Consider the following 22,453-nt stretch of genomic DNA (forward strand, 5'->3'; position numbering starts at 1 on the left):
TTTTCGTTTCACCACGAGAACCTCAATGACGCCTGCATGACGCGTGGCTGCCGGGTGCCGGTGACTTCTCCGAAACGCTCGTTCACCTGGTTGCCCTCCTCGTCGAAGTCCGCCCCGGTGTCAATACTCGAGAACTGCGTATGATTGAACAGGTTGTACACTTCCCAGCGCAGCTGCAACGCACGGCGGTCGCCAAATGGGATGTTCTTGAAGAGCGTCAGGTCCCAGTTGTGCCAGCCGGGATTGCGGATGATGTCGCGGCGCTGGTTGCCGTGCTCGCTGCGCGGCGGCACCTCTCCTTTTTCCGGACGACGAAAGACGGACGTGTCGAACCAGCTTTCGAGGCTGCGCTCGCCGCTCGACAACCGAGGATCACCCGTGACGCCGATACGGGTCCCATCGCCGCCGCCCGCAATGTCGGCCTCATCGGTTGTCGAGAACCCCACGCCGGTCGGCGTCCCGCTCGCGAACGCCGTGATCCCCGAGAGCTGCCAGTTGTCGAGCAGCGCGGCGACGAGAACGTTGTTCCACAGACGGCTCGCGCGCGGTAGATCCCAAGTGTAGTTGATGACGGCCACGTGGGTCTGGTCGTATCCGGAGAGACTATACGACCAGTCCCTTGCGTCCTGATACAAGGGCAGCCCCGCGCCATCGCCCGATCCCATATCGCGCGACCGCGACAGTGTGTATGCTACGCCAAACTGGAATCCCTGCGTGAATCGGCGGTTCACCTGCACCTGCAAGGCATCGTAGTTCGACTCGCCGGAGTTCTCGTAGAAGGTGATGCCGGCGTAGCCAGGAAACGGCCGGTAGAAATTGTCAGAGAGCGGTGTACCCGTGGTGACATCCTGGTTCGCCGACAGAAAACGCGCGCCGTAGGGCACGTTGTTGATGCTGCGCGACTGGGGCAAGCGCTCCCCGCGGCTGCCGACGTACGCAGCATCGACGACCGTGTTCCAACCGATGTCGCGCTGCACGCCAAGGGTGAAGCTGTACAGGACGGGCGTCCGTATGTCCCGTTCGAAACCCTGGACGCCACTCGGAAAGAGGACGCCGCCCGACTGGAACTCGAGCAGGTCGTCGAACGTGCTGTTCGGGATCGACGGCGTAAACTGGATGGGCGGATTGCGAGAGGCGGCCCAGACGCGGTTGCCCGTGTTCCGCATGTTGTGGAAGATGCCGAAGCCACCGCGAACCGCCGTCTGGCCGTCACCGTTCACATCCCACGAAAAGCCGACGCGCGGTTCTGCGAGCACGCTGGGCTGGTCCATGAAGCTGTCCGGATAGCTGGGGTCGTCGCTCGTGACCATCCCGTTCACCGGATCACCACTGCCAGGCACCAGCCCGCCAATCAAGCCCACTGGAACGAACTCACCCGTCACCGGGTTGCGTCCGACACGCCGGCCGTCGAGCAGAGCCGGCTCGAACAGCGGCGGCGCGGCGTCCGGATCGTACCGCTCGAGCGCAAAGGCTGCCCCAAGACCAGCGCGTGCGACATAGTGCGTGTAGTAGGCAAAGCGTACCCCGTAGTCGAGCGTCACACGTGGAAGGCGCCAGGTGTCCTGTGCGAACCACTCGATCATGTTCGCCGTGCCGTCACCGGGTGGTCGCGTCGTCGACTCTGCATAGCTGTTGAACACACCAAGGAGGGCATTGGCGTACGGGTGACCAGTGTCGAGCGGGTTGTTCGTATTTCGCCCAAAGTCGAAGGAGCCGGCGAACTCGCCGGTGTGCCCTTCCTGGTTTCTCACCCACTCCGCGTAAACGCCCGTCTTGATGGTGTGAGCGCCACGCGTCCACGTGAGCGTGTTGGCCAGGTTCAGGAACGTGTCGGCGCCCGTCAACGGGAAACGTCCGTCGTATGAGATGTTCGCCGGCGACTCGATGCCGCCGAAGCTGGCGCGCGGGACAATGTCGAGCGGGTTCAGCTCCGGATTGAATTGTCCCAGATCGAAGCCCGTGAATTGTCGCGTGACGCGCTCGAGCCCGTCCGCGCTCAAGACCGGGCCGTCTTCAGTGCTGTATCGGCCGCCAAACGTCACCTCGTTGACGAGGCTCGACGACAGGATGCGCGTGTAGTTGCCAACCGCCCCTCTGTCGCGGAACGTGTAGTGGGCGCCGACGAGGCCCCAGTTGGACGCGCCGGCCGGCACGGCAAAGCCCTTGTTGTCCGCGAACCAGTCCAGATACCGGACGTACATCGCATCCTTCTCGTTCGGCCGATAGTCCACCCGAGCGAGGTGCTGTCGCTTCGGTACCTCGACGCTCTCCTGGAACACGTAGTTGTACTTGCCCTCCGTCAAGCCACGGTCGAGTCGATTCGGCATGGGCAGCACACCGAGCAAAGCCTGACCGTTCGACTCGAGACGATCGGCCGGTATGCGGTTGCCTGGAAACGGCTCTCCCGTGAGCGGATCGCGGATGACCATGAGTTGGCCGTCGAGGTTGTGCGTCTGTGAGAAGTCGCCCTGCCGCTCGCGCTCGGTTGGTGTCGTGACCTGCCGGAGGCCCTGCGGATTCTCGATGTCGGCGTTCTCGAAGGAGTAGAAGAAGAAGAGTTTTCGCCGGTCCTGGTTGAACCACCCCGGGACAGCGACGGGCCCACCGAGCGTGAAGCCCGCCGTGTCGTAGCGGTAGAGCGGCTTCTCCACATCGTTCTTGTTGTTGAAGAAGCTGTTCGCGTTCAGCGCCTCGTTGCGCTTGTACCAGTAGGCGCTGCCTGTGAAATCGCGCGTGCCCGACTTGGTGACGATGCTGACCAGCGCGCCGGCGTTCCGACCGTGCTCGGCCTGATAGTTATTGAGCTGCACCCTGATCTCACTGATGGCATCGAAGCTCACGGTGCTGCTGAAATCTTGTGGGCTGCCGAGGTCGTTGCCAACGAGACCGTCGACGGCCATGGTGTTCCACGTGTTGCGGTTGCCGCCGATGCTCGGCGCGCTGGTGCCAAGACCCGACCCGGCGGACTCGCTTGGTCCGCGGTACTGCACGCCGGGCAATGTCTGGACGATCTCCATTGGGTCTCGGCCGCGCGCCGAGAGCATCTGCATCTGCGTCGAGTCGAGCAGGGCCGAGCGCTCCGAGCTGCGCGTCTGCACGAAGCTTCCCTCGGCGGTCACGTTCACGGTCTCGGTCAGACCGCCTGCCTTCAGCTCGATGCCGCCGAGCGACAGCGTCTCGCCGGCAGGCAGCACCAGACTGTTCAGCTGATAGGGGGCAAAGCTGTCGAGCTCGATCGTCAGCGTGTACGTCGCGGGCTGAAGCGCGGGAAAGAGGAACTCCCCCGTCTCGCTCGTCACTGACGACCGCGTGTCGCCGCTCCGCTCGTCGAGCAGCGTCACAGTCGCGCCAGGAAGAACGCCTCCCGTTTCGTCGACGACGCGGCCAGCGATCGACCCGGATGTGAGCTGCGCGTGAAGGCTGACTGGCAGAGCCAGGACCAACGCCAGCGTAGTCAGCTGAACCCAGCGTGAGCGCACAACCTGCATGGAGCCTCCTCCCCCAGCACAGCCACCCGCCTGTCCGACGGTGACCGCCACGTCATTCTCGGAGCACCAAGTGGATTGGTCTGATTCATCCAAATGGCGCATCTGGTAAAGCGACAGTGGCGGGTTGTACTATCGCAACCATGCTCGCGTCAAGCGAAAGTGTCGTGAATACCCTATTTAGGCTGAGCTTCTGATGAGGTCCGGATACGAGTATCCGTTTTTGGACTTGTCCAGCCACATCCAATATAGAAATGTGGACAAACCTGTCAGGTTGGATGCGGCGCCGATGGACCTCGCCGCTGTCGCGGGGGTGCGACCGTGGTCATTTGCCTTGAAGGGGTCGCTGCTAGACGTCGCTATCGGGAGCCGGGGCACCGTAGCGCTGCATCGCGCGGTCGAGCAGAGCCCACACGGCACTCTCGGGCACGAAGAGAGGTTTCTCGAGAATGCTCACTTCGAGACGACCGGTGGCTTCTGAGTACGCGAGCGATCCACGTGCGCCACGATGCTCGATGATGCAGTCGTCACCACTCGGCACGTTCACGCCGAGAGAGCGAAGGTCATTCTTGATGTGCTCGAACGTCGCGCGTGAGATGTCTGAAAATGTCTTCGTTCCGATGGCCATGGTCGCTAGCGCAGTTGACCGCGGGCAGGCCTAAAGGCCTGCACTACGAGTGTCCATTCAAGTGAGCTCCACCACGATGGTCTCCGCGTTGTCCGTGCGACCGACCAGGCCGGTGAGTGTCTTCGAGCGGCCGGCATCCGGATCCTCGACCATGACCGTGTAGGACGCGCCCGCTGCAGGCACGAACGGCTGAAACCGTCCACCTTTGATCCGCAGGATGTACGCCAGCTCGCCGCTCGCTTCGTTCGTGACACTAAGCACTGGCTCGGTCACACCGCCGATCTCCAGCGTCGGCAGCAGCGCACGCTGCGCCGGTTGGTAGTTGTCGATCTGTTTGAACGTGAGCGGCCAGCCGCGATACTGACCGTTCGGCTGCTTCGCGGGATCGACCTGGCGCGGCCAGCATTCCATCCTGACCTCGCGAGTCGCCTTGTCGAACGTGACAACGCCATAACCCGTCGCGCGGTCGAAGACCGTCGGCGGCGTGAGGCCCGTTCGCACTGGGTTCGCCGCAGCATAAACCGTCATGTGATTGCCGAACCCGTCCTTGAAATTGCCCGTGTAGCGCGGCTGTCCGGGAAGGGGCTCATGGTCTGGGCCCACGGGCGGCCACCAACGGCGCGGCCAGATGCTGCAGGTCGCCGGCACGGTGAAGACCACGCCCGCATCCTTCCAGTCGTCGACGCCGTATTGCACCACGCTCGCCAGGTGCTGGTCCCCCGCGAGATGGAAGGCGAAACCCTTGCGGATCAGGCGCAGCGCTTCGTCGCGCCGATTCTGCGGCCAACCGTTCGAATCCATGTCTTTGGTTGGCTCATCGTCGTCGACGTACTCGCCCGCGCCGGGAACCGGTAACTTGGGCGTCACCTGATCGTTGAGCGTGCCCGTCGGAAGCGTCTGGAGCGTGCAAAACGCCGTCGCCGAGACTACAACTTTCATCTCGGTGCCGTGCCGCCAGTCCCTCACCCAGGCGTCGAGGAAGTCGAGCTGGCGCTGGCCGAGCAACTGCGCCTCGGGAGAGACGTGGGCGGCAAGGTCAAACGCCTGGTTCTCCGCGTACCCATTCCAGACCTTTGCCACCCTCGGCAGGACGTTCTTCGGCGCGGACTTGAACTTTCGGTCTTCGATGACACCGAAGCTGATCCCCGCATACTTCCAGTCGGCGTAGAAGACGTGGATCCCCTGCTTCACGTCCGTGGTGTCGTACGCGTCCGGCATGTGGCTCGTCTGCGTCGTCATCACGAGGTTCACCCATTCCGGCGGCATCTTGTAGCCCCCCGTGTCCTGCCGTGTCTGGGCGTTACCTTCGGCAATCGTCGCTTTGCCGCCTTCTCCCCATACGTTGCCGTGAAAGACGTCGTGGTCGTCCGGCAGGCAGATCATTGGCCGGCGGCGAAAGAACTCGCGGTACGACCAGCCGAACTGATACCACTTGCGCAAGTAGTCCAGGCACGCGCTCGGTAGTGGTGCCATTTGAATGCCGAAGCCGCCGTTCGCTTCATAGAACTGATCGCCCAGGAACATGACGAGGTCCACGTCGTGTTGCGACGCGTGATCGACGATGTCCTGATCGGGAAAGGCCGCGTCGTGGTTGCAACTGAAGACGAGCGCTCTCAAGCGTGCCTCGCTCGTTGGCTCTGCGGCAATCGTGCCTTGGTATGTGTAGGTTTCCGTCGAATCGTCGCGGAGCGGCAGCTCGAGCCGCACGCGGTACGGCCAGGCACGCGTCCCGTCCCAGTCGTCCAATCGGAACTGCGCGGTTCTCGACGGGTACGCGAGGGCTGCCGTGGCCACAGGATCCCATTGCCCGTCTCGCTCGACCTCGAGATGAACTCGATGCGACTCCGGGAGGTCGAGCGGTGCGAGCTGAGCGGTCAGCTTGAGGCGCTCCTGTTCCAGCGTATATTGCGCGAAGTAGATCGGGCCGAACGTTTGGCCCTCGCCGGCTGTCAGCTTCTCGCCTTCGAGTGTCCAGCGCGAGAACTGCGCCGTGACCTGATCGGTCTCGTCCGGGGAGGCGGGCTCATAGTGGCTCAGCAGCGCAACGTTTCCCTCCAGGCGGTGATTGTCGGCCACACGCTCCTGCATCGAAGCCAAGACGCGTTCCGAAGCGGCATCGCGCGCCTCGAGAACCATCGAATAGCCCTTCGCATCGTCGACCGGCGGCGACACATCGAGCGAGAGCACGACGCCCCCGTGCAGGAGCGACTGCTCTAGGGGCGGATGAGAACCGAGCGTCTCGCCAATGAACAGGTGGCCCGACGTGGTCACACCCGCTTGCAGCCCCTGGCCGTGGACGGCCGCGGAGCGATAATCAGGCCAAGGTCCTTTGGCGCCCACGCTGAAGCCCAGTCGATTCCGATCGGAGCCTGGCACCTCGGCCGGAACGGTGAGCAGAACGTTGGTCGTGAAACCCAGGCGGCCATTGCCAAGTTGATGGGTCAGACAGGACACGGTGCGGTTCTCCCCACGCCCCACACATTCCAAGGCGCCGTCGCGCACCCGCCAGTCCTGGAGTCGATTGGCCCAGTAGGCCTCGCCCGTCCATGTCGTGTCCGGCAAGCGATGCCACGGGCTGGTCATGCGCTTTGGCGTGGCGCCGGACTGCGCGACCGTGACATGACTGGCCGGCTCTTTCACAAAGGCCACCGGAGCTACGGCTCCCAGCAGGAGCGCTTTCAACGTGTCGCGTCGATCCATACTCGTCAGTCCTCGAGTGGCGATGGTATCATGTTGGTATGCCGATCACCATTGACAAGGCAGGTCGTCTGGTTATTCCTGCCCACATCAGGGAGCGTACGGGATTGGTCCCAGGGAGCGAGGTGGATATCCAGGTCGATGATCTGGGTATCCGCTTGGTGCGAACGGCTCCACGGCCGAAGCTGGTCAGACGAGGGAAAGCGAACCGGCTGGTGGCAAGACCAACTGCCACCACCGCGTCTCGCCCCACCGTCGACGTAGGAGAGCTGATCGAAGAGGAACGGAACCGGTGGCCCTGGTAGATGGCATCTTCTTCGATACCAGTCTGCTGATTGCAGGTCTGATCGAGCTCGAGCATCCCAATGTGCCGGCACAGCGTGTAATAGATGCCCTGACCGAGGGACGCCTTGGCCGCTGTCAGACCGCCTGGCATTGCTGTCTAGAGTTCTATTCGGTGTCAACACGGCTGCCGGTGGAATTTCGCCTGGATCCAGTCGAGGCGTTGCGTCTCATCGAGGAGGAGATTCTCCCCCGTGTTGATGTGGTTGGACTGCCCGACGCTTTTCGCCTGCCCTTCCTTCGCGCCGCCGCACAGGACGGCGTGATTGGCGGACGCGTCTATGACTTGCACATTGCCGAGACGGCACGCGTCGCGGGCGCAGAGCTCGTGCTCACCGAAAACCGTCGTCACTTCTCGAGCTTGTTGCGGCATGGCATTCGGGTTCAGACCGCCGCGGAGTTTCTGGAGGAGCTAGAGGCGCCAGACGCAGCGGCCGGCCGTGCAGCAACCGATGACACGGAACAGCCGTGAGGGCTGACGACGCTTTCTTGGAATCTCACGCAAACAGCTCCATTACCGGCTTCCCGGTCCCCTCGGGTGTCGTGTAGAAGGGGCGACCTTCAACCACGTAATGGGTGTCCGGCGGGATGCCGAGGGCATGGTAGATGGTTTGATGGACCTCCGCGATGACGATTTGGCGCTCGACCGTCTCGCAAGGGCGCTCATCGGCTGTCTTGCCGTAGACGAAACCGCGCTTGATGCCACCGCCAAACATCAGCATGGAGCAGCCGTCGGTAAAGTGCCGGTGCATGCCGTACTGAGATGGCTTCTCGATGATGTCCGGTACGTCCACTTGGTCCTTGACCTTGGCTGCCGGGCGCCCCTCGACCAACATGTCGCGGCTGAACTCGCTGGCCAGCACGATCAGCGTGCGGTCCAGGTGACCGGTTTCATCCAGGTCCTCGAGGAGCTGCGCCACCGGCCTGTCAATCGTCTTCTTGAGCTGCACGGTCCGGGTATGGCCGTTCTCATGCGTGTCCCAGCCCATGAAGGGCTCATACTCCGTGGTCACGCTGATGAAGCGCGCGCCCTGCTGCGTGAGGCGCTTGGCCAGCAGACAGCCGAGACCGAAGCGTCCGGTGTTGTATCGCTCGTAGCTCTCGCGGGGCTCGCGGCTCAGATCAAAGGCCTGTGCCTCCGGCGAATCGAGCAGGCTGTAGGCGCGTTCCATCGACCGGAGCAGTGACTCCTTCTGATAGTCACTGCCCTGCTCGCCCAGCGGGCTTCGCTCGACTAGCTCACGGTACAACAGCTGCCGACGTTCGAAGCGTCGCGGCGTCATGCCTTTTGGCGGACGCACGTTCTCGAGGCCAGCCAAAGGGTCGGGAATCAAGAACGGGCCATACTCAGCGCCCAGAAAACCAGCCGTATGAAACGCCTTGAGCTCCTCGGCCTCCCCGACCGAGAACCGCTGGCCGATGCTGATGAACGGCGGAATCACAGAATTGAGCGGCCCCAGCTCCCGCGCGATCCAGGCGCCGATGTGCGGCGCGGCCACGGTCTGCGGCGGCTCGTAGCAGGTGTGCCAGTGGTACTGATGCCGGGAATGCAGGATGTGCCCCATGTCGGCGGCGCGGTAGGAGCGGATAACGGTGCCTTTGTCCACCACCCGGCCTAGGGACTCGAGGCCCGCCGAAAAAGACAACCCGTCGACAACCGTCGGCGCGGATCGAAAGGTGCTCAGCAGCCGGTTGCTCTCCAGCCCCTTTTCGAAGGGCGTGTAGAGCTTCGGGTCAAAGGTCTCGGTGTGAGCCATGCCGCCCGCCATCCAGAGCAGAATCACGGTGTCGGCCTTGGAAGTCGTTCGCCTGCGGCATCCGGCGAGAAACGGCGTGCTCGGGAGCGTGGCCGCCATCGCCGCAAGCGTACCGGCGCCGACATTCTTGAGAAATGATCTGCGGGTTTCTCGCGTTTCCATGATGGCTCTCCTTGGCTGTCGGACGCCTCGGCGAGACGACGGCCGCCTCGGCGAGGCGTCCCTACCTAGTGAACGATCTGGTACTCAGGCAGCAGGACAACAGCCCACAGTAAGTCCTCCACGGACTCCGCGTCTGGATTGGGTCCTAGCGCCGCGAGCGCCGTCTGCGCTTCCCGATCGACCGGCCGCCTACCCAAGGCCTGCATGTAAATCTGTTGAACCATGTCTTCCGGCGCGGAAGGATAGCGGCGCAACCAGTGACGTGCCCCCCGGGCCACCGCCTCGTCCAGAAACGGTCCATTCATCAGCTCCAATGCCTGGAGCAGGGTGGTCTCACTCGTCCGTGACGTGACGACATTGTCGCGGACAGGGCGGCCCAGAGCTTCCAGGAAGGGATCGTTCTGCACGAGCGACGCGCGCGCGAACGGCGGTCGGTCTGCATCCGATTCGTGTGTGAACGCGAGCAGCCGTCCCCAGTGTCTGTTCTTCGTACCCGTGCCGAAGCTTCTCACAGCTCGCCAGGACTGATCATCGAACGCTGTCTGCTCCCAACCTTCCGGCGGCGTCTTGTCCAAAGCCTTCCACGCCTTGTTCGAGATGATGTTTCGAACCGCGCCACCGGTAAAGGTCACGCGCATATCCAGGAGGAGACCCGCTGGATTGGGGACGGCGCCTGCATTCTCGCCTTGAATGGCCAGGAGATTCGCCCCGGCTTTCAGCCGATCGGTGACGTCGAGCCGCTGCACCTGACGCCAGTCGCGGCCCTCGGCGACGAAGTCGCCATTGAGAAATAGCCGAAAGCCCTGATCCACGGAAACGAGGAGCGACGCCTCCGCAACCTGCCCCACCGGTAATTTGAAGGAATGGCGGAAGTAATAGGTGCCGGGCGCCGGCAGCGCCGGGCGTCCGTTCTGCCGGGCATCGAACCAGATCCAGTGCGCTTGTGTCCCGACGTCGTCGGAAGGATCAAACGCCACGGAAGAATACACAGGGCTCAGCGTCTGGCTGAGGGCGTCGGCAAATTGTTCTGCAGACAGACGCCGGGGCAGCGGACCGTGAAAGATGAAGTCTTCCGATGTCGCATCTGCGGCATCCTTCAGCCCGACGGATGGAAACTGATAGGCCTGGGACGTGAGAATTGTCCGCAAGAGATGCTTCAAGTCATATTGATGTTCCATCAGGTCCGTGGCCAGCCAGTCCAGCACGTCCTGGCTCCAGGGGAGGTTGTCCAGTTCATCGGCCGGCTCGACGAGGCCTCGGCCGAAAAGCAGCTTCCAGTACCGGTTGGCAATGGTGCGATAGAGCCGTCCGTTCTTCGGGTTGACGAGGGCGGCTGCCAACTGTTCCAATCGCTCTTCTTTGGGCAGCGTCCCGTCGACCTCACCGAGCTCGGGATAGATGAAACCGGTGCGTGCCATCTTCCCGGTCGGAATATCGCAGCGCGCGATTTCCAGATCGGACTCGGCAAAGATATTGGCAAACGCGTAGGCCTGGTCCAGCGTCAAGTTGCTCACAAAGCTGTTGTGACACGAGGCGCACTTGAGGTTCAGTCCCATGAGTGACTGCGAGATGTTTTGCGCGGCTTGCATCTCGGTACGCTGGCTGGCGTTGACCGCGCCGCGCCACTGAATGCCCTTGATAAAGCCTTCGGATGATTCATCCGGTGACATGAGCTGTTGGATCATCTCGTCGTAACGCTTGTTGCTCACCAGGGCGTCGTACAGCCACTCTGTGATCTGGACGCGGCCCCCATCGATGTATCCAGAGCCGGCGTAGTCGTTTCGCAGCAGATCATTCCAGAAGGTCAGCCAGTGTTGTGCGTAGTCAGCCTCGCGCGCGAGGAGTCGATCGATGAGCTCGACGCGCTTGTTGGGGCGGCGATCGGCCACGAAGGCCTCGACCTCGCTGAACTCCGGAAGCAGACCGATGACATCGACGTACACTCGGCGAATGAACAGCTCGTCACTTACCGGTTTGGGCCACTCGATGTCGTTCTGTTGCAAGTACGCGTACACGAGCCGATCGAGCGGGTGGCGCAGGTGAGGCGGGCCTGGTGGAACCTCCGGCGTCCTGGGCTTCAGCTCCGCTTCACGGAACGTCTTGGTGTCGCCGTCCGCCCAGTGCGCTCCCAGATCGATCCACGCTCCGATGAGCTCGATTTCTTCCGGCGCGATGGAGCGGCCTTCGGATGGCATCGCTTCGTCATCGTCTCGCGGCAAGAGCAGCCGCCGCATGATCTCGCTCTGATCGGCCTGGCCGGCCACGAGGATTGGGCCCCCATCACCGCCGCGCATGACGGCTTCCCGGTTGTCCAGCCTGAGCCCGTTCTCCTGTTTGTCGGAGCTGTGGCACTCGAAACAGTTGTGCGCAAACACGCCGCGGACGGCGAGGTTGAGACGGTCCAACTGTTCCGTCGACGCCGTGCCGACCTTCTGTACCTCGGCCAAGCTGGCGAGCAGCTCGGCAGTCTCGCGGGCAGGCGCCCGGTCGGAAGGCGCCTGGTTCCATGGAAGCGCGCCGGTGAGATAGTCCCGGCCGTGGGTCAGCATGGCGCCAAAATGCCCGGCGATCGTCAGGCACATCACGCTGAGCGCAAGGACTGTTCGGTAGGCGTTGAGGTCGCTTTTCCACCCTGTCCGCTGTGCGCGGTACAGCAAAGATGCCGTCCCCAACGCCAGCACTGCCGTGCTCGTGCCAATCCACCGGTGATACTCGACAATGTTGCTGCCGTAGTCGCCACCTGCAGCAAGCATCCAACCCTGCGCGGCCGCCATCAGGGCACTCCCCGCCCCGATGTAGACGAGCCAGCGGATCCCGGTCCGCAACTCCGTCCGCTTTCCGCCGAGCGTCAGCGCTTCGAGGAAGAGAACCGTGACGAGAAGGCCGATCGGAAAGTGCACCGCGAGCGGATGCAGCTTGCCGATCAGTTGCCACAGCCAGAACTCTGAGCCAAAGTCCGGAAGCATAGAGCGACTCAGCCTCCGTCAACACGACTGCGCTCCACCATTTTCACGCCCTCATGTGCGGCGGCGAGAAAAAGACGGTCGCGGTACGATACCAGCGCAAGCACGCGATCCGCCAGCTTTCGCTCGGAGATCTTTCGCGGTCGCCGCGGATTCGACACATCCACTGCCGTGACGTGGCCATCGAGATCCGAGATGTAAAGACGCCGGCCGATCAGCGCGAGACCTGTGGCGAAGGTGGCCGTCCTCAGATATGCCAGCTCCTGCAGCCGCTCCGGGTCCGCTACGCTGACGATACGAACCCCATCGTCGCACGCTGCGACGAGATGCGTCCCGTCCAGCAGCAGGCGGTAGACGCGCTGTGGCGTGACCAGACGGCCAACCTCCTTTGGTCGGGACGGGTCGGAGAAATCCACCACCCGAATACCGTCGTCGAACGCGGCGTACGCACGATTGCCATCCAAGACCAGATCCCATGCCGCGACCGGCGTCCGCAGGAGATCCATCACGTTGGCGCCCGAGTCATCGGACCGATCTGCTTCGTACGCCCCGATCTCCCGCAGCCGCTCGGGCCGCGACGCGTCGATCAGCCGTAACCCTCGATTCCCGTCGGCCACGACCAGGAGTCCCTGGATGGCGGCGACCCTGCGAGCCTCACCGGGTGTCTCGAACCGAGCGATCTCTCGAGGCTCGTCTCGATCGGCGGTATCCATCACGCGCACGCCGCTCTCACCTTCGGCCAGATAGAGCCGGCTTCCTTGCGCGGCCACGTGCCGCGGACGCCCCCGAACGTAACCAAGCTGCTGGAGCGCCGCCCCAGAGCCAGTGTCAGTGCCAGTGCCAGTGCCAGTGCCAGTGAATACCGTGACGCCATTCTGCTCACCAACGGCATAGAGGCGGTCACCAGCCACCGTCACGTCGATGATCTCGTCCGTCCGATCGAGATACGAAACCTCTACCGGAGCGTGTGGACGCGAGACGTCCACGACTCGAAGCCCAGCCTCGCGCGCCGCGACGTACGCATAGTCACCGACGAGATCGACCGCCATCGGACGCCCTGGCAAGGTGAGCGAGCCAGTCTCGCGCGGCGCCTCTGGATTGCTCAGATCGAGAATGCACAGACCGTCTCGTTGGTCGGCGACGTACCAGAGATCGCCGGACGCTGCGACGGCGACCGGCGCAGACAGCCTTCGGTAGGTCAACAGCGTTTCGATCTCGGTAGGATCCGAGATGTCGGCGATCCGTATGCCGATCTCCGGAATCGCGCCCAGAACGAGATCGCCGGAGGTCTCGAGCGACCAGGCCGCACCATTCTCGAACACGTCGAAGCCCGCGACGGTCACCTCCTCCGGAGCCGAAGGATCCGACACGTCAATGACCTGCACACTCTCATACCAGGCGGCCACGTATGCGTACTCACCCCTCACGACAACGTCGGCCGCCTCGTCTGGCGTCTGGAGGCGCGCGATCTCTCGCGGTTTGGACGAGTCCGTGATGTCCACCACGCGCAACCCCTGCGACCGCGCCGCCACATACGCTCGCCCCTCCGCCACGTCGATGCCGTTGGCGCCGTCATCGAACACCAGATGTCCGCGTTCGACCGGAGATCGGGGCCGACTCAGGTCGATGATGCGCAAGCCGGCGGCCCCCGCCGCCACATAGGCAAAGCCTTCAGCGAAGGCGATATCCCGAACGGTGTCCGAAAGGTCGAGCGCCGCCATTTCAACCGGAGACGTCGGATCCGAGACGTCAACGACGACGAGCTCCGGCCCGCGTCCCAAGAGCGCCAGCGTATCGACCACACGAATGGCGTAGCTGTAGTCGCGCTCGACGCCTCGGACCTGCCGCGACTTGCCGCCATCGGCCTGTTCTGGCTCGGCAGCCGGAGCCTGTTCAACAGTGTCGTCGACATCTTGCTCGGCTGGGCGCGTGATCACCAAGAGGGCAGTGATCACGCCGGCCAGCCCTGCCATCATGAGCCACACCCTCACGGCGATACCTCAGTGGCGGCCTCCGAAAAGCCACTCCCCATGTTGATCTCGAGCTCTGGAAGAATCAGCTTCAGCTTCTTCGTTCCCTCATCGGAAACGTTCGTTTGCCACAGGTACAAACGGCGCAAGCTCTTCAGCCCTGCAAGCTTCTCCAGGCCGGCGTCCGACACGTCCGTCCCGTGGATGTTGAGATACTCCAAGTACCGAAGTCCGGAGAGATGCCCGAGGTCCTCATCGGTCACACGAGTTCGCTGTAAATGAAGGTCGGTGAGATGCCGCATGCGCCCAACCGCTTCGAGGTGATCGACCTGGGACACCGACAAATCGAGTGAGGCGACCTGATCGCGAATTCGATCCAGCACTGCGAGATCGTCATCGGAGAGGTCGGTCCGAATTGGAAGCGCGTTCACCGCGAGGAAGGGGGCATCGGGCCCGAGCCGCCGAACCGAGAAGCCCGCGCGCTCGACGGCCGCAACGGACTCCCCGTTTGCATCGGGAACCTCGAGCGCAAAGATTCCAGTTTTTCGTGGCTGCCTCGGTGCCGCAATCCTCCTCAGATACGTGTCCACGGAGGTAGGAGCGCCGGCCATGTCGGCGACCTGGGCCTCGAATGACGCCCCACCGGCAATCCACCAGCGGATGACCTCGGTCTCGCCGACGTCGAGCGGCGCCTCGCCGTCCGGCGGCATCGCATCTTTGTCCAGGGGCGACAACACGATGCGACGAACCATCTCGCTCTGACCCGGATGGCCAGCGACGAGCGCCGGTCCATCCCGGCCGCCCTTCTCGATGCCCGCCTGCCCGTCGAGGCGAAGGTCCCCCTTCGACGTGCTCGGCCCGTGGCACTTGACGCACCGGCGCTCGAGCACCGGCAGCACGAGATCCTGAAAGACGAGGGCCGAGTCGATATCTTCGATGAGCTGATTGCCGTTGCCGTTGGGCATGGCGCCGCCGCCAAGAAACGCCGGCAGGTAGCGTGTGAGGTAGCCCGGACCGTGGGTGAGCGTCCCGCCGTAGTGGCCGGTGACCAGCACGAGCCCGGTGGTGGCAAACAGAACGACCCGATGAGCGTACCGGATAGGCAACGAGTCTCGGCGCCTGACCGCCAGCGCGAGGAGCAGCCCGCCAGAGGCGAGGGCGAAGACCGCTACGCCGAGCCACTTGTGGCGCGACACGAGCGTGTCGTCGTACCCCCCTTCCTGTGAGAGAACGTAGCCGGCGATGACGGCCCCTAGTGCGCTCGCAACGCCGAGCAGCAGGAGGAACGGCACGGCGACGCGCAGCTCACGCATGCGAGGGAAGAGCGCCGCGCCCTCGAGGACAGCGGCCAGAACCAGCGCACCGATCGGGAAGTGGACGAGGGCCGGATGGAGGCGACCGAGAAACAGAATGTGCGGGGGCAGATTGGACGCTTCGAGACTCAGAGCCACCGCGCCGAGAACGGTGGCCAAGAGAACAACAGCGAGAATGGCGAACCTAGGCAAGGATGTCGCGGACGATCTTTCCATGCACATCGGTGAGGCGGAAATCGCGTCCCTGATGCCGATACGTCAGCTGCTCGTGGTTGATCCCCATGATGTGGAGAATGGTCGCGTGGAGATCATGCACGTGTACGGGATTCTCGACGACTTCGTATCCGAAGTCGTCGGTGCGGCCGTAGGTCATGCCGGGACGAACGCCGCCGCCGGCCAGCCAGATCGAGAATCCCTTGATGTGATGATCCCGTCCTGTGCCTTGGGCCATGGGCGTTCGGCCGAACTCGCCACCCCAGATCACGAGCGTGTCGTCGAGCATGCCCCGTTGCTTCAGGTCGAGCACCAGCGCGGCTGAGGCGCGATCGACCAGGCCGGCGACCTCCTCCAAGCCGTCCTTGATCTTGCCGTGATGGTCCCACCCGCGGTGGTAGAGCTGAACGAAGCGCACACCCCGCTCGGCCATTCTCCTCGCCAGCAGACAGTTCGCCGCAAAGCTGCCGTCGGCGCCGGCCGTGCCATAGAGGTCCTTGATGTACTGTGGCTCGTCGGAGAGATCGACCAACTCGGGCACACTCGCCTGCATGCGAAACGCCATCTCGTATTGCGCGATGCGCGTCGCGACCTCTGGATCCTCTGTCGCGCCCTGCTTCATGGCGTTGAGACGTCGGATCGTTCGAATCAGGTCACGCTGACCCTCGTAGGGCACACCAGTGGGAAGATCGACGTAGTTGACCGCGCCGCCGGCCGACTGGAACTTGACGCCCTGAAATCGGCCGGGAAGAAACCCGCTGTGCCACTGCCGCGCGGCAATCGGCTGTCCCTCCGCGCCGCCTTCGGATGTCATCACGACGAATCCCGGCAGGTCTTCCGACTCGCTTCCCAAGCCATAGACCAGCCACCCTCCCATGCTGGGGCGCCCAGTGATCATCGAACCGGTGTTCATGAAGGTGTGCGCCGGGTCGTGGTTGATCTGCTCGGTCTGCATCGAGCGAATGATGCAGATGTCGTCGGCAATCTGCCGCGTATACGGGAAGAGCGACGAGATCTCCTGGCCCGATTCGCCTACGTGGCCGAATGGGAACTGCGGGCCCATGCACCGGAGCATCCGCCCTTGGAGCTGTGCGAGCTGCTGTCCCTTTGTGATCGAGGGCGGCATGGGTTGGCCGTCCATGTCCACGAGCGTCGGCTTGTAGTCGAAGGTTTCGAGGTGGGAAGGGCCGCCCGCCATGTACAAATAGATGATGCGCTTCGCGCGCGGAGCCACGTGCGGCGGATTGACGATGCCCCTCCAGGGTCCGGTCCCCGCTCGATGCGACGTTCCGCGGTCCGCCCCAGCCGCCGAGAGGCCGCTTCCGTGCAGCAGCGTCGCCAGCGCCATCGTCCCGATGCCCTGGGCGGAGCGCGTGAGAAATTCTCGACGAGTCTCGCGTTGGTCGCGCCCTGTGTGCGTATCCATCACTAGTATCTCGTGATCATCTCATGCAGGTTGAAGATTGCACGCGACACAGCGGTCCAGGCCGCCAGCTCGGCCTCCGGATGCTCGCTGGCGGGTGGATGCAGCCCGACCCGAGTGATCTCGACCGCATCCTCGGGATGGTCGACATACCAGGCCAGCTGGCCCTTGAAGAGCCTCGCGAGCTCTTCCACTTCAGCGGGGTCTGGCGGCCGGGAAAGCGCCTGTGCGTAGGCCCACTGTAACCGCTCCTCGAACCCTTCACCGCCCTCCGTTATCACACGCTCGGCGAACGCACGTGCAGCCTCGACAAACGATGGATCATTGAGCAGCACGAGCGCTTGCAGCGGTGTGTTCGAACGCGGACGTTGCGCCGTGCACTGCTGACGGTCTGCCACATCGAACGCCATCAACGCAGGATGCAGGAAGGAACGCTTCCAGTACGTATACAAGCCGCGTCGATGCTGATCCTCACCCTCTGACGGCACCCACTCCGAGGCAGGACCGTCGGCGCCAAACGTCTGAATATCGGACCAGTAATCTGGCGGTTGATACGGCTTCACGCTCGGTCCACCGATCTTGCGGGAGAGCAGGCCGCTGACGGCGAGCACGTTGTCGCGGACGAGCTCCCCTTCGAGCTGCAGTCGCGCCTGCCGGCCGAAGTGCTGATTCTCTGGATCGAAGCCGCGCTGCTCGCGCGGCGTCGCCGAAGACTGACGATACGTCGCCGAGGTCACGATCGTGCGGACCATGTGCTTCACGTCCCAGCCACTGTCCATGAACTCCACGGCGAGCCAGTCGAGCAGCTCCGGATGCGTCGGCCATTCCCCTTGCGAGCCGAGGTCATCCAGGACCTTCGACAGGCCGGTTCCGAACAACTTCGCCCACACGTGATTGACGAAGACGCGGGCCGTGAGCGGATTCTCCCGCGACACCAGCCAGTCGGCCAGATCGAGCCGCGTGGCGCGGCGGCCGTCGACACCGAGAGGCGGCAGGAAGTCGGGCACGTCCGGCTGGACGATCTCACCGCGATTGTCCTGCCAATTCCCACGCGCGAGGAGCCGCATGTGGCGTGGCTCGACGGCATTCGTTGCCACCATGTGCGGCACGTTCTCGAGCAGCAACGTTCTCTTCCGCAGGAGGGCGTCGAGCGTGCCCCGCCCTGCGCCCTCGCGGCGGAGCTGGTCGATGCGCCGATCGAGCGCGCGAAGCTCCGTCGACTCTTCGCGGGTGGGAAGCGGCATCTCCGGCGGAACCAGGTTCTCGTTCAGATAAACGCCCTGCTCTTTGATGTCGGCGAAGAAGGACGTCATGCGATAGAAGTCGCGCTGTGTGAAGGGATCGAACTTGTGATCGTGGCATTCGGCACATTCCATGGTCGAGCCGAGCCAGGTCGTGGCGACGGTGCGAACCCGATCGGCCGCGTATACCGCCAGGTACTCCTTCGGCTGAGCCCCTCCTTCCCTGGTGATCTGTCCGATCCGGTTGAATCCGGCAGCCACCCGCTGTTCGTACGTGGCGTGCGGAAGGAGATCACCCGCAAGCTGCTCTCGTGTGAATTGATCGAACCGCTTGTTGGTGTTGAACGCCCGTATGACGTAGTCGCGGAAGGGCGAAACGTTGTGGTGGAGATCGGCATGGAATCCGTCCGTGTCGGCGTACCGGACCAGGTCGAGCCAGAGCATCGCCATCCGCTCACCAAAGTGAGGGGAGGCGAGCAGCCGATCGACGAGCCTCTCGTACGCGTCCGCGCTCCGGTCCGCGGTGAAACGCTCGAGCTCTTCCGGCGTTGGGGGCAAGCCCGTCAGATCGAAGTGCAGCCGGCGCACCAGTGTGATTGGGTCGGCTTCCGGCGATGGACGGCGCCCCAATGCTTCCAGCCGCGAGACGATGAAATGATCGATAGGATTGCGGACGAATGGCTCAGCGAGCTTTGTCTCGGGGGGCGGCCGCTGCTTCGGCGGAAGATACGCCCAGTGCGCCTCCCACTTGGCCCCTTGCTCGATCCACCGTTCGAGCAGCGCGATCTCGCGGTCGGTCAGCGGCCTCCGCGTGTTGGCGGGGGGCATGCGCTGATCCGCGTCGGCGTGGCCAATCCGTCGAATGAGCTCGCTCTGGACGGCGTTGCCGGGCACAATCGCCGGACGCTCGTAGCCGTCCCGCTTGGCCGTCGCGGTCTCCCGAAAATCGAGGCGGAGCTCTGCTTCGCGCGTCCCGGCATCCGGGCCATGACAGACGAAACAGCTATCCGACAGGATCGGCCGAACGTGGCGGTTGAACTCGACCGTTTCTGGGAGATCACCCGCCCCGGTTCCACAGCCCGTCGAAACCAGGACCGTGGCGACGATGATGATGGCGTATTTCCCGCGATACCTCATGTCGTCCCAGCCGAACGGGAGAGGAGGCCCGTCACGCGCCCGTGGCAGGACCTCGTGGAGCGCCGTCTCGATGTTCTGAGATCCAAGGCGAACTTTCGACCGTGTAGCATGTATACCACATACCCTAGCTGATGAGTTGCGCAATCCGCGATGGCCCCCAGGGCTGGCCCGGCTGGCCCCCCTTTTCCGCGATAGAATGCCCGCGCCCCCCATCCTGTACGTTTCTCGGGCCCGGCCTGGGTTCTCGAATGTTCGCGAGCTTCAATTGTTGCGCGAGACGGGCCTCCATACCCTCGAGGTGTTGCGCGCCGCGACACAGAACAGCGCCGTCACGCTCCGTGAGCCGAAGCTTGGCCTCGTCCGCCCCGGATTCACGGCGGATCTCGTGATCGTCGATGGCAGCCCAGCCTACAACCTTCGGTTTCTCTACTCGTTCGGCGCGTTGACGCTCGACCCGCAACGCAAGATGCGTCGCACCGGCGGGATCGTGCACACCATCAAGGACGGTCTCGTCCTCGAGAATGCAAAGTTGATGGAGGAGGTTGAGAAGATGGTTGCTGCGTCGAAGACGGAAGAGAAGCCCGACGTCGTGACAACGCCGTTTGTCACGACGCCTTCTCAGAGATAGGTCGCGCGGCCTGCCCGCCTTCGCCCCCGTCGGGTCCCGTCGGGACCCGACAAAACCAGTGCTGGTTGGCGGCCCGCGTCTCGCGGGCCGCAGCGGCGGGTCCGCCGAAGCGCGAAGCGCGAAAGCGGAAAGGCCGCGCGCTACAGACGGAGCGGACGGTAGGAAGGTACGTAGCGAGGGGTCTTTGGACCCCTCGCTACTCGCCTCGTTAGAACCGGCCGACCAGGGTCAACTGGAACGCACGTGCCGGCTGGCGGTTACGCATCTCCAAGAAGTTCGGGCTCCAGCTCTGATACGCGCTGTTGTAGGAGAACTGGGTGAAATCGCCGCCGTTCAGTAAGTTGAAGATGCTGCCGGCAACCTCGAATTGGTAGCGATCGACTCTGAAGAGCTTCCCTATCTTCAGGCCGACCGTGGTGATCACAGGCGCTTGGATCTGGCCCTCTCCGCGCGTGTCGTAGACGTAGCGATTCCGCGTCGCGAGCGGATTCGATTGCGTCGTGCCGTCTGGCAGCGTGAACCGATCCGGTCCGAAGCGGGTGACCTCCGGATCGCCCTCTGGCAGTCGGGTGAGAATCGCTCCCGACCATGGGCCAGCCTGCACAGTCAGGTTGCCGGCAACGTTGAGGTCCCACGGCGCTTGCCACACGGCACCAAGGTTCCCGCGATACTTCATCCACGTCGGTCCATAGCTCAGCGCGTTGCCCGTATCCGGCAGCGAGTTGCGATCGTTGTTGCCGCGCGGCATGTAGAGGTTCGCATCATTCGCGAACGCGTCTGGCTCGAGGTAGCCGGCCCTGTCCGTTGGGTTCCAGGTACCGTCGATCTTGTGCCACTGGCGGTTGAAGCCGGCCATGAACTGGAACCCATTGGACATGTTCTTCGTGACGGTGAGCTCGAGGGCCTGGTACTTCAACTGGCTCCAGGAGTTGTTGGTTTGCTGCGTGATCTCGCCACGATTGGGATCGATGCGGCCCCAGCCGCCAAATGGCTGCCCAGGCGCCTCCGGCCAGAAACCGTTGATCTCGAGCTCCGCCCACGTGTCCTTGTACGCGCGGTTGATGTACGCCACGTCAATGCCGATCTGCCCCGGAAGCTGCGTCCTGTATCCCACGATGAGCTCGTCGACGTAGGGCTGGTGGAGATCCTCGTCGATCTGCTCAGTGGCGATCGCGGTGGTCGAGGCCGGGTCGAGCTCCTCCGTCTCGAACTCGCCGTCGAGGTCGTTGTCGTACAGCGTCCGTGTCGAGACCGTGTTGTCGGCGCCAAACGTGGTCACGGCATCGCGCCCCATCACCTGCTCGCCCACGCGAACCCAACTTGCCCGCAGCACGTTCCTCGCATCCTCGGTGAGGAGATACGTGGCTCCGACACGGGGCTGAACCGTCCACGATTGCTGACGTGTGATGTCGAAGACCTTGTCCACACGCTTCACATAATCGAAGCGCATCCCGACGTTAGCTGTCAATCGCGCCGTCGGCTTCCAATCGTCCTGCAGGTAGAACGCGTAGTTGCTATCGCGCGCCTGGCGAGTCGTGATCTCGATCGGATCGGCATAAACACGCTGAAACGGGATGGTACCGAGGGACGGGTTGCTCAGATCGACCGGCGTCTGGAACTCCTCGAAAAAACCGTCGTTCGAGTACAGGCGCGTCTGATCGTACGTGTTTCGCGGCTCCAGAAAGAAGCCTGTCTGGATCTCGTGCGATCCGCCCCAGCCTTGCTTGTAGTAGGTGATGTCGCCGCGCATGAGCCACAGCGAAGCTGGCGAGTAGGTCCTGTAATCGAGGTTGCCGCCTTCGAGGATCTGCCCGTTGCCCGTGATGACGCCTTCGGTGATTTCCGTCCCCTCGTAGATCTCGATGTTGGGACCGATCCCCTCGAACCCGAACGCCGTATAGGTGCTCTCGTCGTTCCCGCGCTTGTCGTTGTACCCGACCGAGAAGGAGGTGGTGAGGCTATCGCCCCACGCGGAAGTCAACTTGACGTTGTACAGATTGCCGCCATTGGAGTACGCATCGATGGGCTCGTAGAGGTACTCCCAGTTGTTCTGTCCCGCCGTGCGGTCGCGTTGAAAGACACCGACGAGCTCGTGCGCCGTGCCGAGGCGGCTGGTGACCTTCGCATAGGGCTGGAAGCCCTTGATCTCGTTCGGAAACAGCTCCGCGCCAGGAAAGTAGCTCTGAATGTCGTTGACTTGCTTGTCGATGCGGCCGATGCCGGCCTCGACGCGAGAGACGCGTGCCGAGCCGAAGAACCAAATGCGATCTCGCTGAATAGGCCCTCCGAGGCTCCCATCGAACTGGCTCACCCGAGCCTGTACCGGGCTGCCGCCGGTGGAGATCCGCTCCCCGCCGCCAAGCTCGGAAGCAAGATCGAACACGGTGCTGGCACTCGTGTTATCCGCATTCCAGTCGAACGGCTGATACGTGAAGCCACCAGATCCCCGCAGCTCGTTCCCACCGCTCTTCGTGATCACGTTGACCGCGAGTCC

General features: G+C 63.4%; 13 protein-coding genes. 3 read left to right on the top strand and 10 right to left on the bottom strand.

The window, feature by feature from the left end; all coding sequences use genetic code 11:
- Positions 1-8 precede the first annotated feature (8 nt).
- The 3 genes from GEV06_08630 to GEV06_08640 form a co-directional block, all read right to left on the bottom strand.
- Complete coding sequence (locus GEV06_08630; GenBank protein MPZ17962.1) at positions 9-3,590, bottom strand: TonB-dependent receptor plug domain-containing protein; 3,582 nt, start codon at positions 3,588-3,590, stop codon at positions 9-11.
- Between the two features lie 244 nt (positions 3,591-3,834).
- Positions 3,835-4,113, bottom strand: coding sequence for a hypothetical protein (locus tag GEV06_08635; GenBank protein MPZ17963.1), 279 nt, complete (start codon positions 4,111-4,113; stop codon positions 3,835-3,837).
- A 57-nt stretch (positions 4,114-4,170) separates the two neighbouring features.
- Positions 4,171-6,813, bottom strand: coding sequence for a twin-arginine translocation pathway signal protein (locus GEV06_08640; GenBank protein MPZ17964.1), 2,643 nt, complete (start codon positions 6,811-6,813; stop codon positions 4,171-4,173).
- Between the two features lie 50 nt (positions 6,814-6,863).
- Between GEV06_08640 and GEV06_08645 the strand changes: the two genes are divergently transcribed.
- A complete protein-coding gene (locus GEV06_08645; protein MPZ17965.1) occupies positions 6,864-7,115 on the top strand; it encodes an AbrB/MazE/SpoVT family DNA-binding domain-containing protein in 252 nt (83 codons plus the stop codon).
- On the top strand, positions 7,103-7,624 hold the full coding sequence (locus GEV06_08650; protein ID MPZ17966.1) for a PIN domain-containing protein: 522 nt from the start codon (positions 7,103-7,105) through the stop codon (positions 7,622-7,624). The genes GEV06_08645 and GEV06_08650 overlap by 13 nt, the downstream gene beginning before the upstream one ends.
- Positions 7,625-7,649: 25 nt before the next feature.
- Here the strand turns inward: GEV06_08650 and GEV06_08655 are convergent, their stop codons facing one another.
- From GEV06_08655 to GEV06_08680, 6 genes are all read right to left on the bottom strand, one after another.
- On the bottom strand, positions 7,650-9,071 hold the full coding sequence (locus GEV06_08655; protein MPZ17967.1) for a DUF1501 domain-containing protein: 1,422 nt from the start codon (positions 9,069-9,071) through the stop codon (positions 7,650-7,652).
- Positions 9,072-9,136: 65 nt separating this feature from the next.
- Positions 9,137-12,037 carry a DUF1553 domain-containing protein gene (locus GEV06_08660; GenBank protein ID MPZ17968.1) on the bottom strand — a complete coding sequence of 967 codons (2,901 nt, stop codon included), beginning with the start codon at positions 12,035-12,037 and terminating at the stop codon, positions 9,137-9,139.
- Positions 12,038-12,045: 8 nt separating this feature from the next.
- The gene (locus GEV06_08665; GenBank protein MPZ17969.1) at positions 12,046-14,025 is read right to left on the bottom strand and encodes a hypothetical protein; all 1,980 of its coding nucleotides are present in this window, start codon (positions 14,023-14,025) and stop codon (positions 12,046-12,048) included.
- Positions 14,022-15,539, bottom strand: coding sequence for a hypothetical protein (locus GEV06_08670; GenBank protein ID MPZ17970.1), 1,518 nt, complete (start codon positions 15,537-15,539; stop codon positions 14,022-14,024). The genes GEV06_08665 and GEV06_08670 overlap by 4 nt, the downstream gene beginning before the upstream one ends.
- Positions 15,502-16,956: a DUF1501 domain-containing protein gene (locus GEV06_08675; protein MPZ17971.1), complete on the bottom strand. Its 1,455-nt coding sequence runs from the start codon at positions 16,954-16,956 to the stop codon at positions 15,502-15,504. The genes GEV06_08670 and GEV06_08675 overlap by 38 nt, the downstream gene beginning before the upstream one ends.
- Positions 16,957-16,958: 2 nt before the next feature.
- Positions 16,959-19,331, bottom strand: coding sequence for a DUF1553 domain-containing protein (locus GEV06_08680; protein MPZ17972.1), 2,373 nt, complete (start codon positions 19,329-19,331; stop codon positions 16,959-16,961).
- A 196-nt stretch (positions 19,332-19,527) separates the two neighbouring features.
- Between GEV06_08680 and GEV06_08685 the strand changes: the two genes are divergently transcribed.
- Positions 19,528-19,959, top strand: coding sequence for an amidohydrolase family protein (locus GEV06_08685; protein ID MPZ17973.1), 432 nt, complete (start codon positions 19,528-19,530; stop codon positions 19,957-19,959).
- A 208-nt stretch (positions 19,960-20,167) separates the two neighbouring features.
- On the opposite strand, the gene GEV06_08690 is transcribed toward GEV06_08685, so the two are convergent.
- On the bottom strand, positions 20,168-22,438 hold the full coding sequence (locus tag GEV06_08690; GenBank protein ID MPZ17974.1) for a hypothetical protein: 2,271 nt from the start codon (positions 22,436-22,438) through the stop codon (positions 20,168-20,170).
- Positions 22,439-22,453: the final 15 nt, after the last annotated feature.

This window comes from Luteitalea sp. (genome assembly GCA_009377605.1).
In the GTDB taxonomy this organism is placed as follows: domain Bacteria; phylum Acidobacteriota; class Vicinamibacteria; order Vicinamibacterales; family Vicinamibacteraceae; genus WHTT01.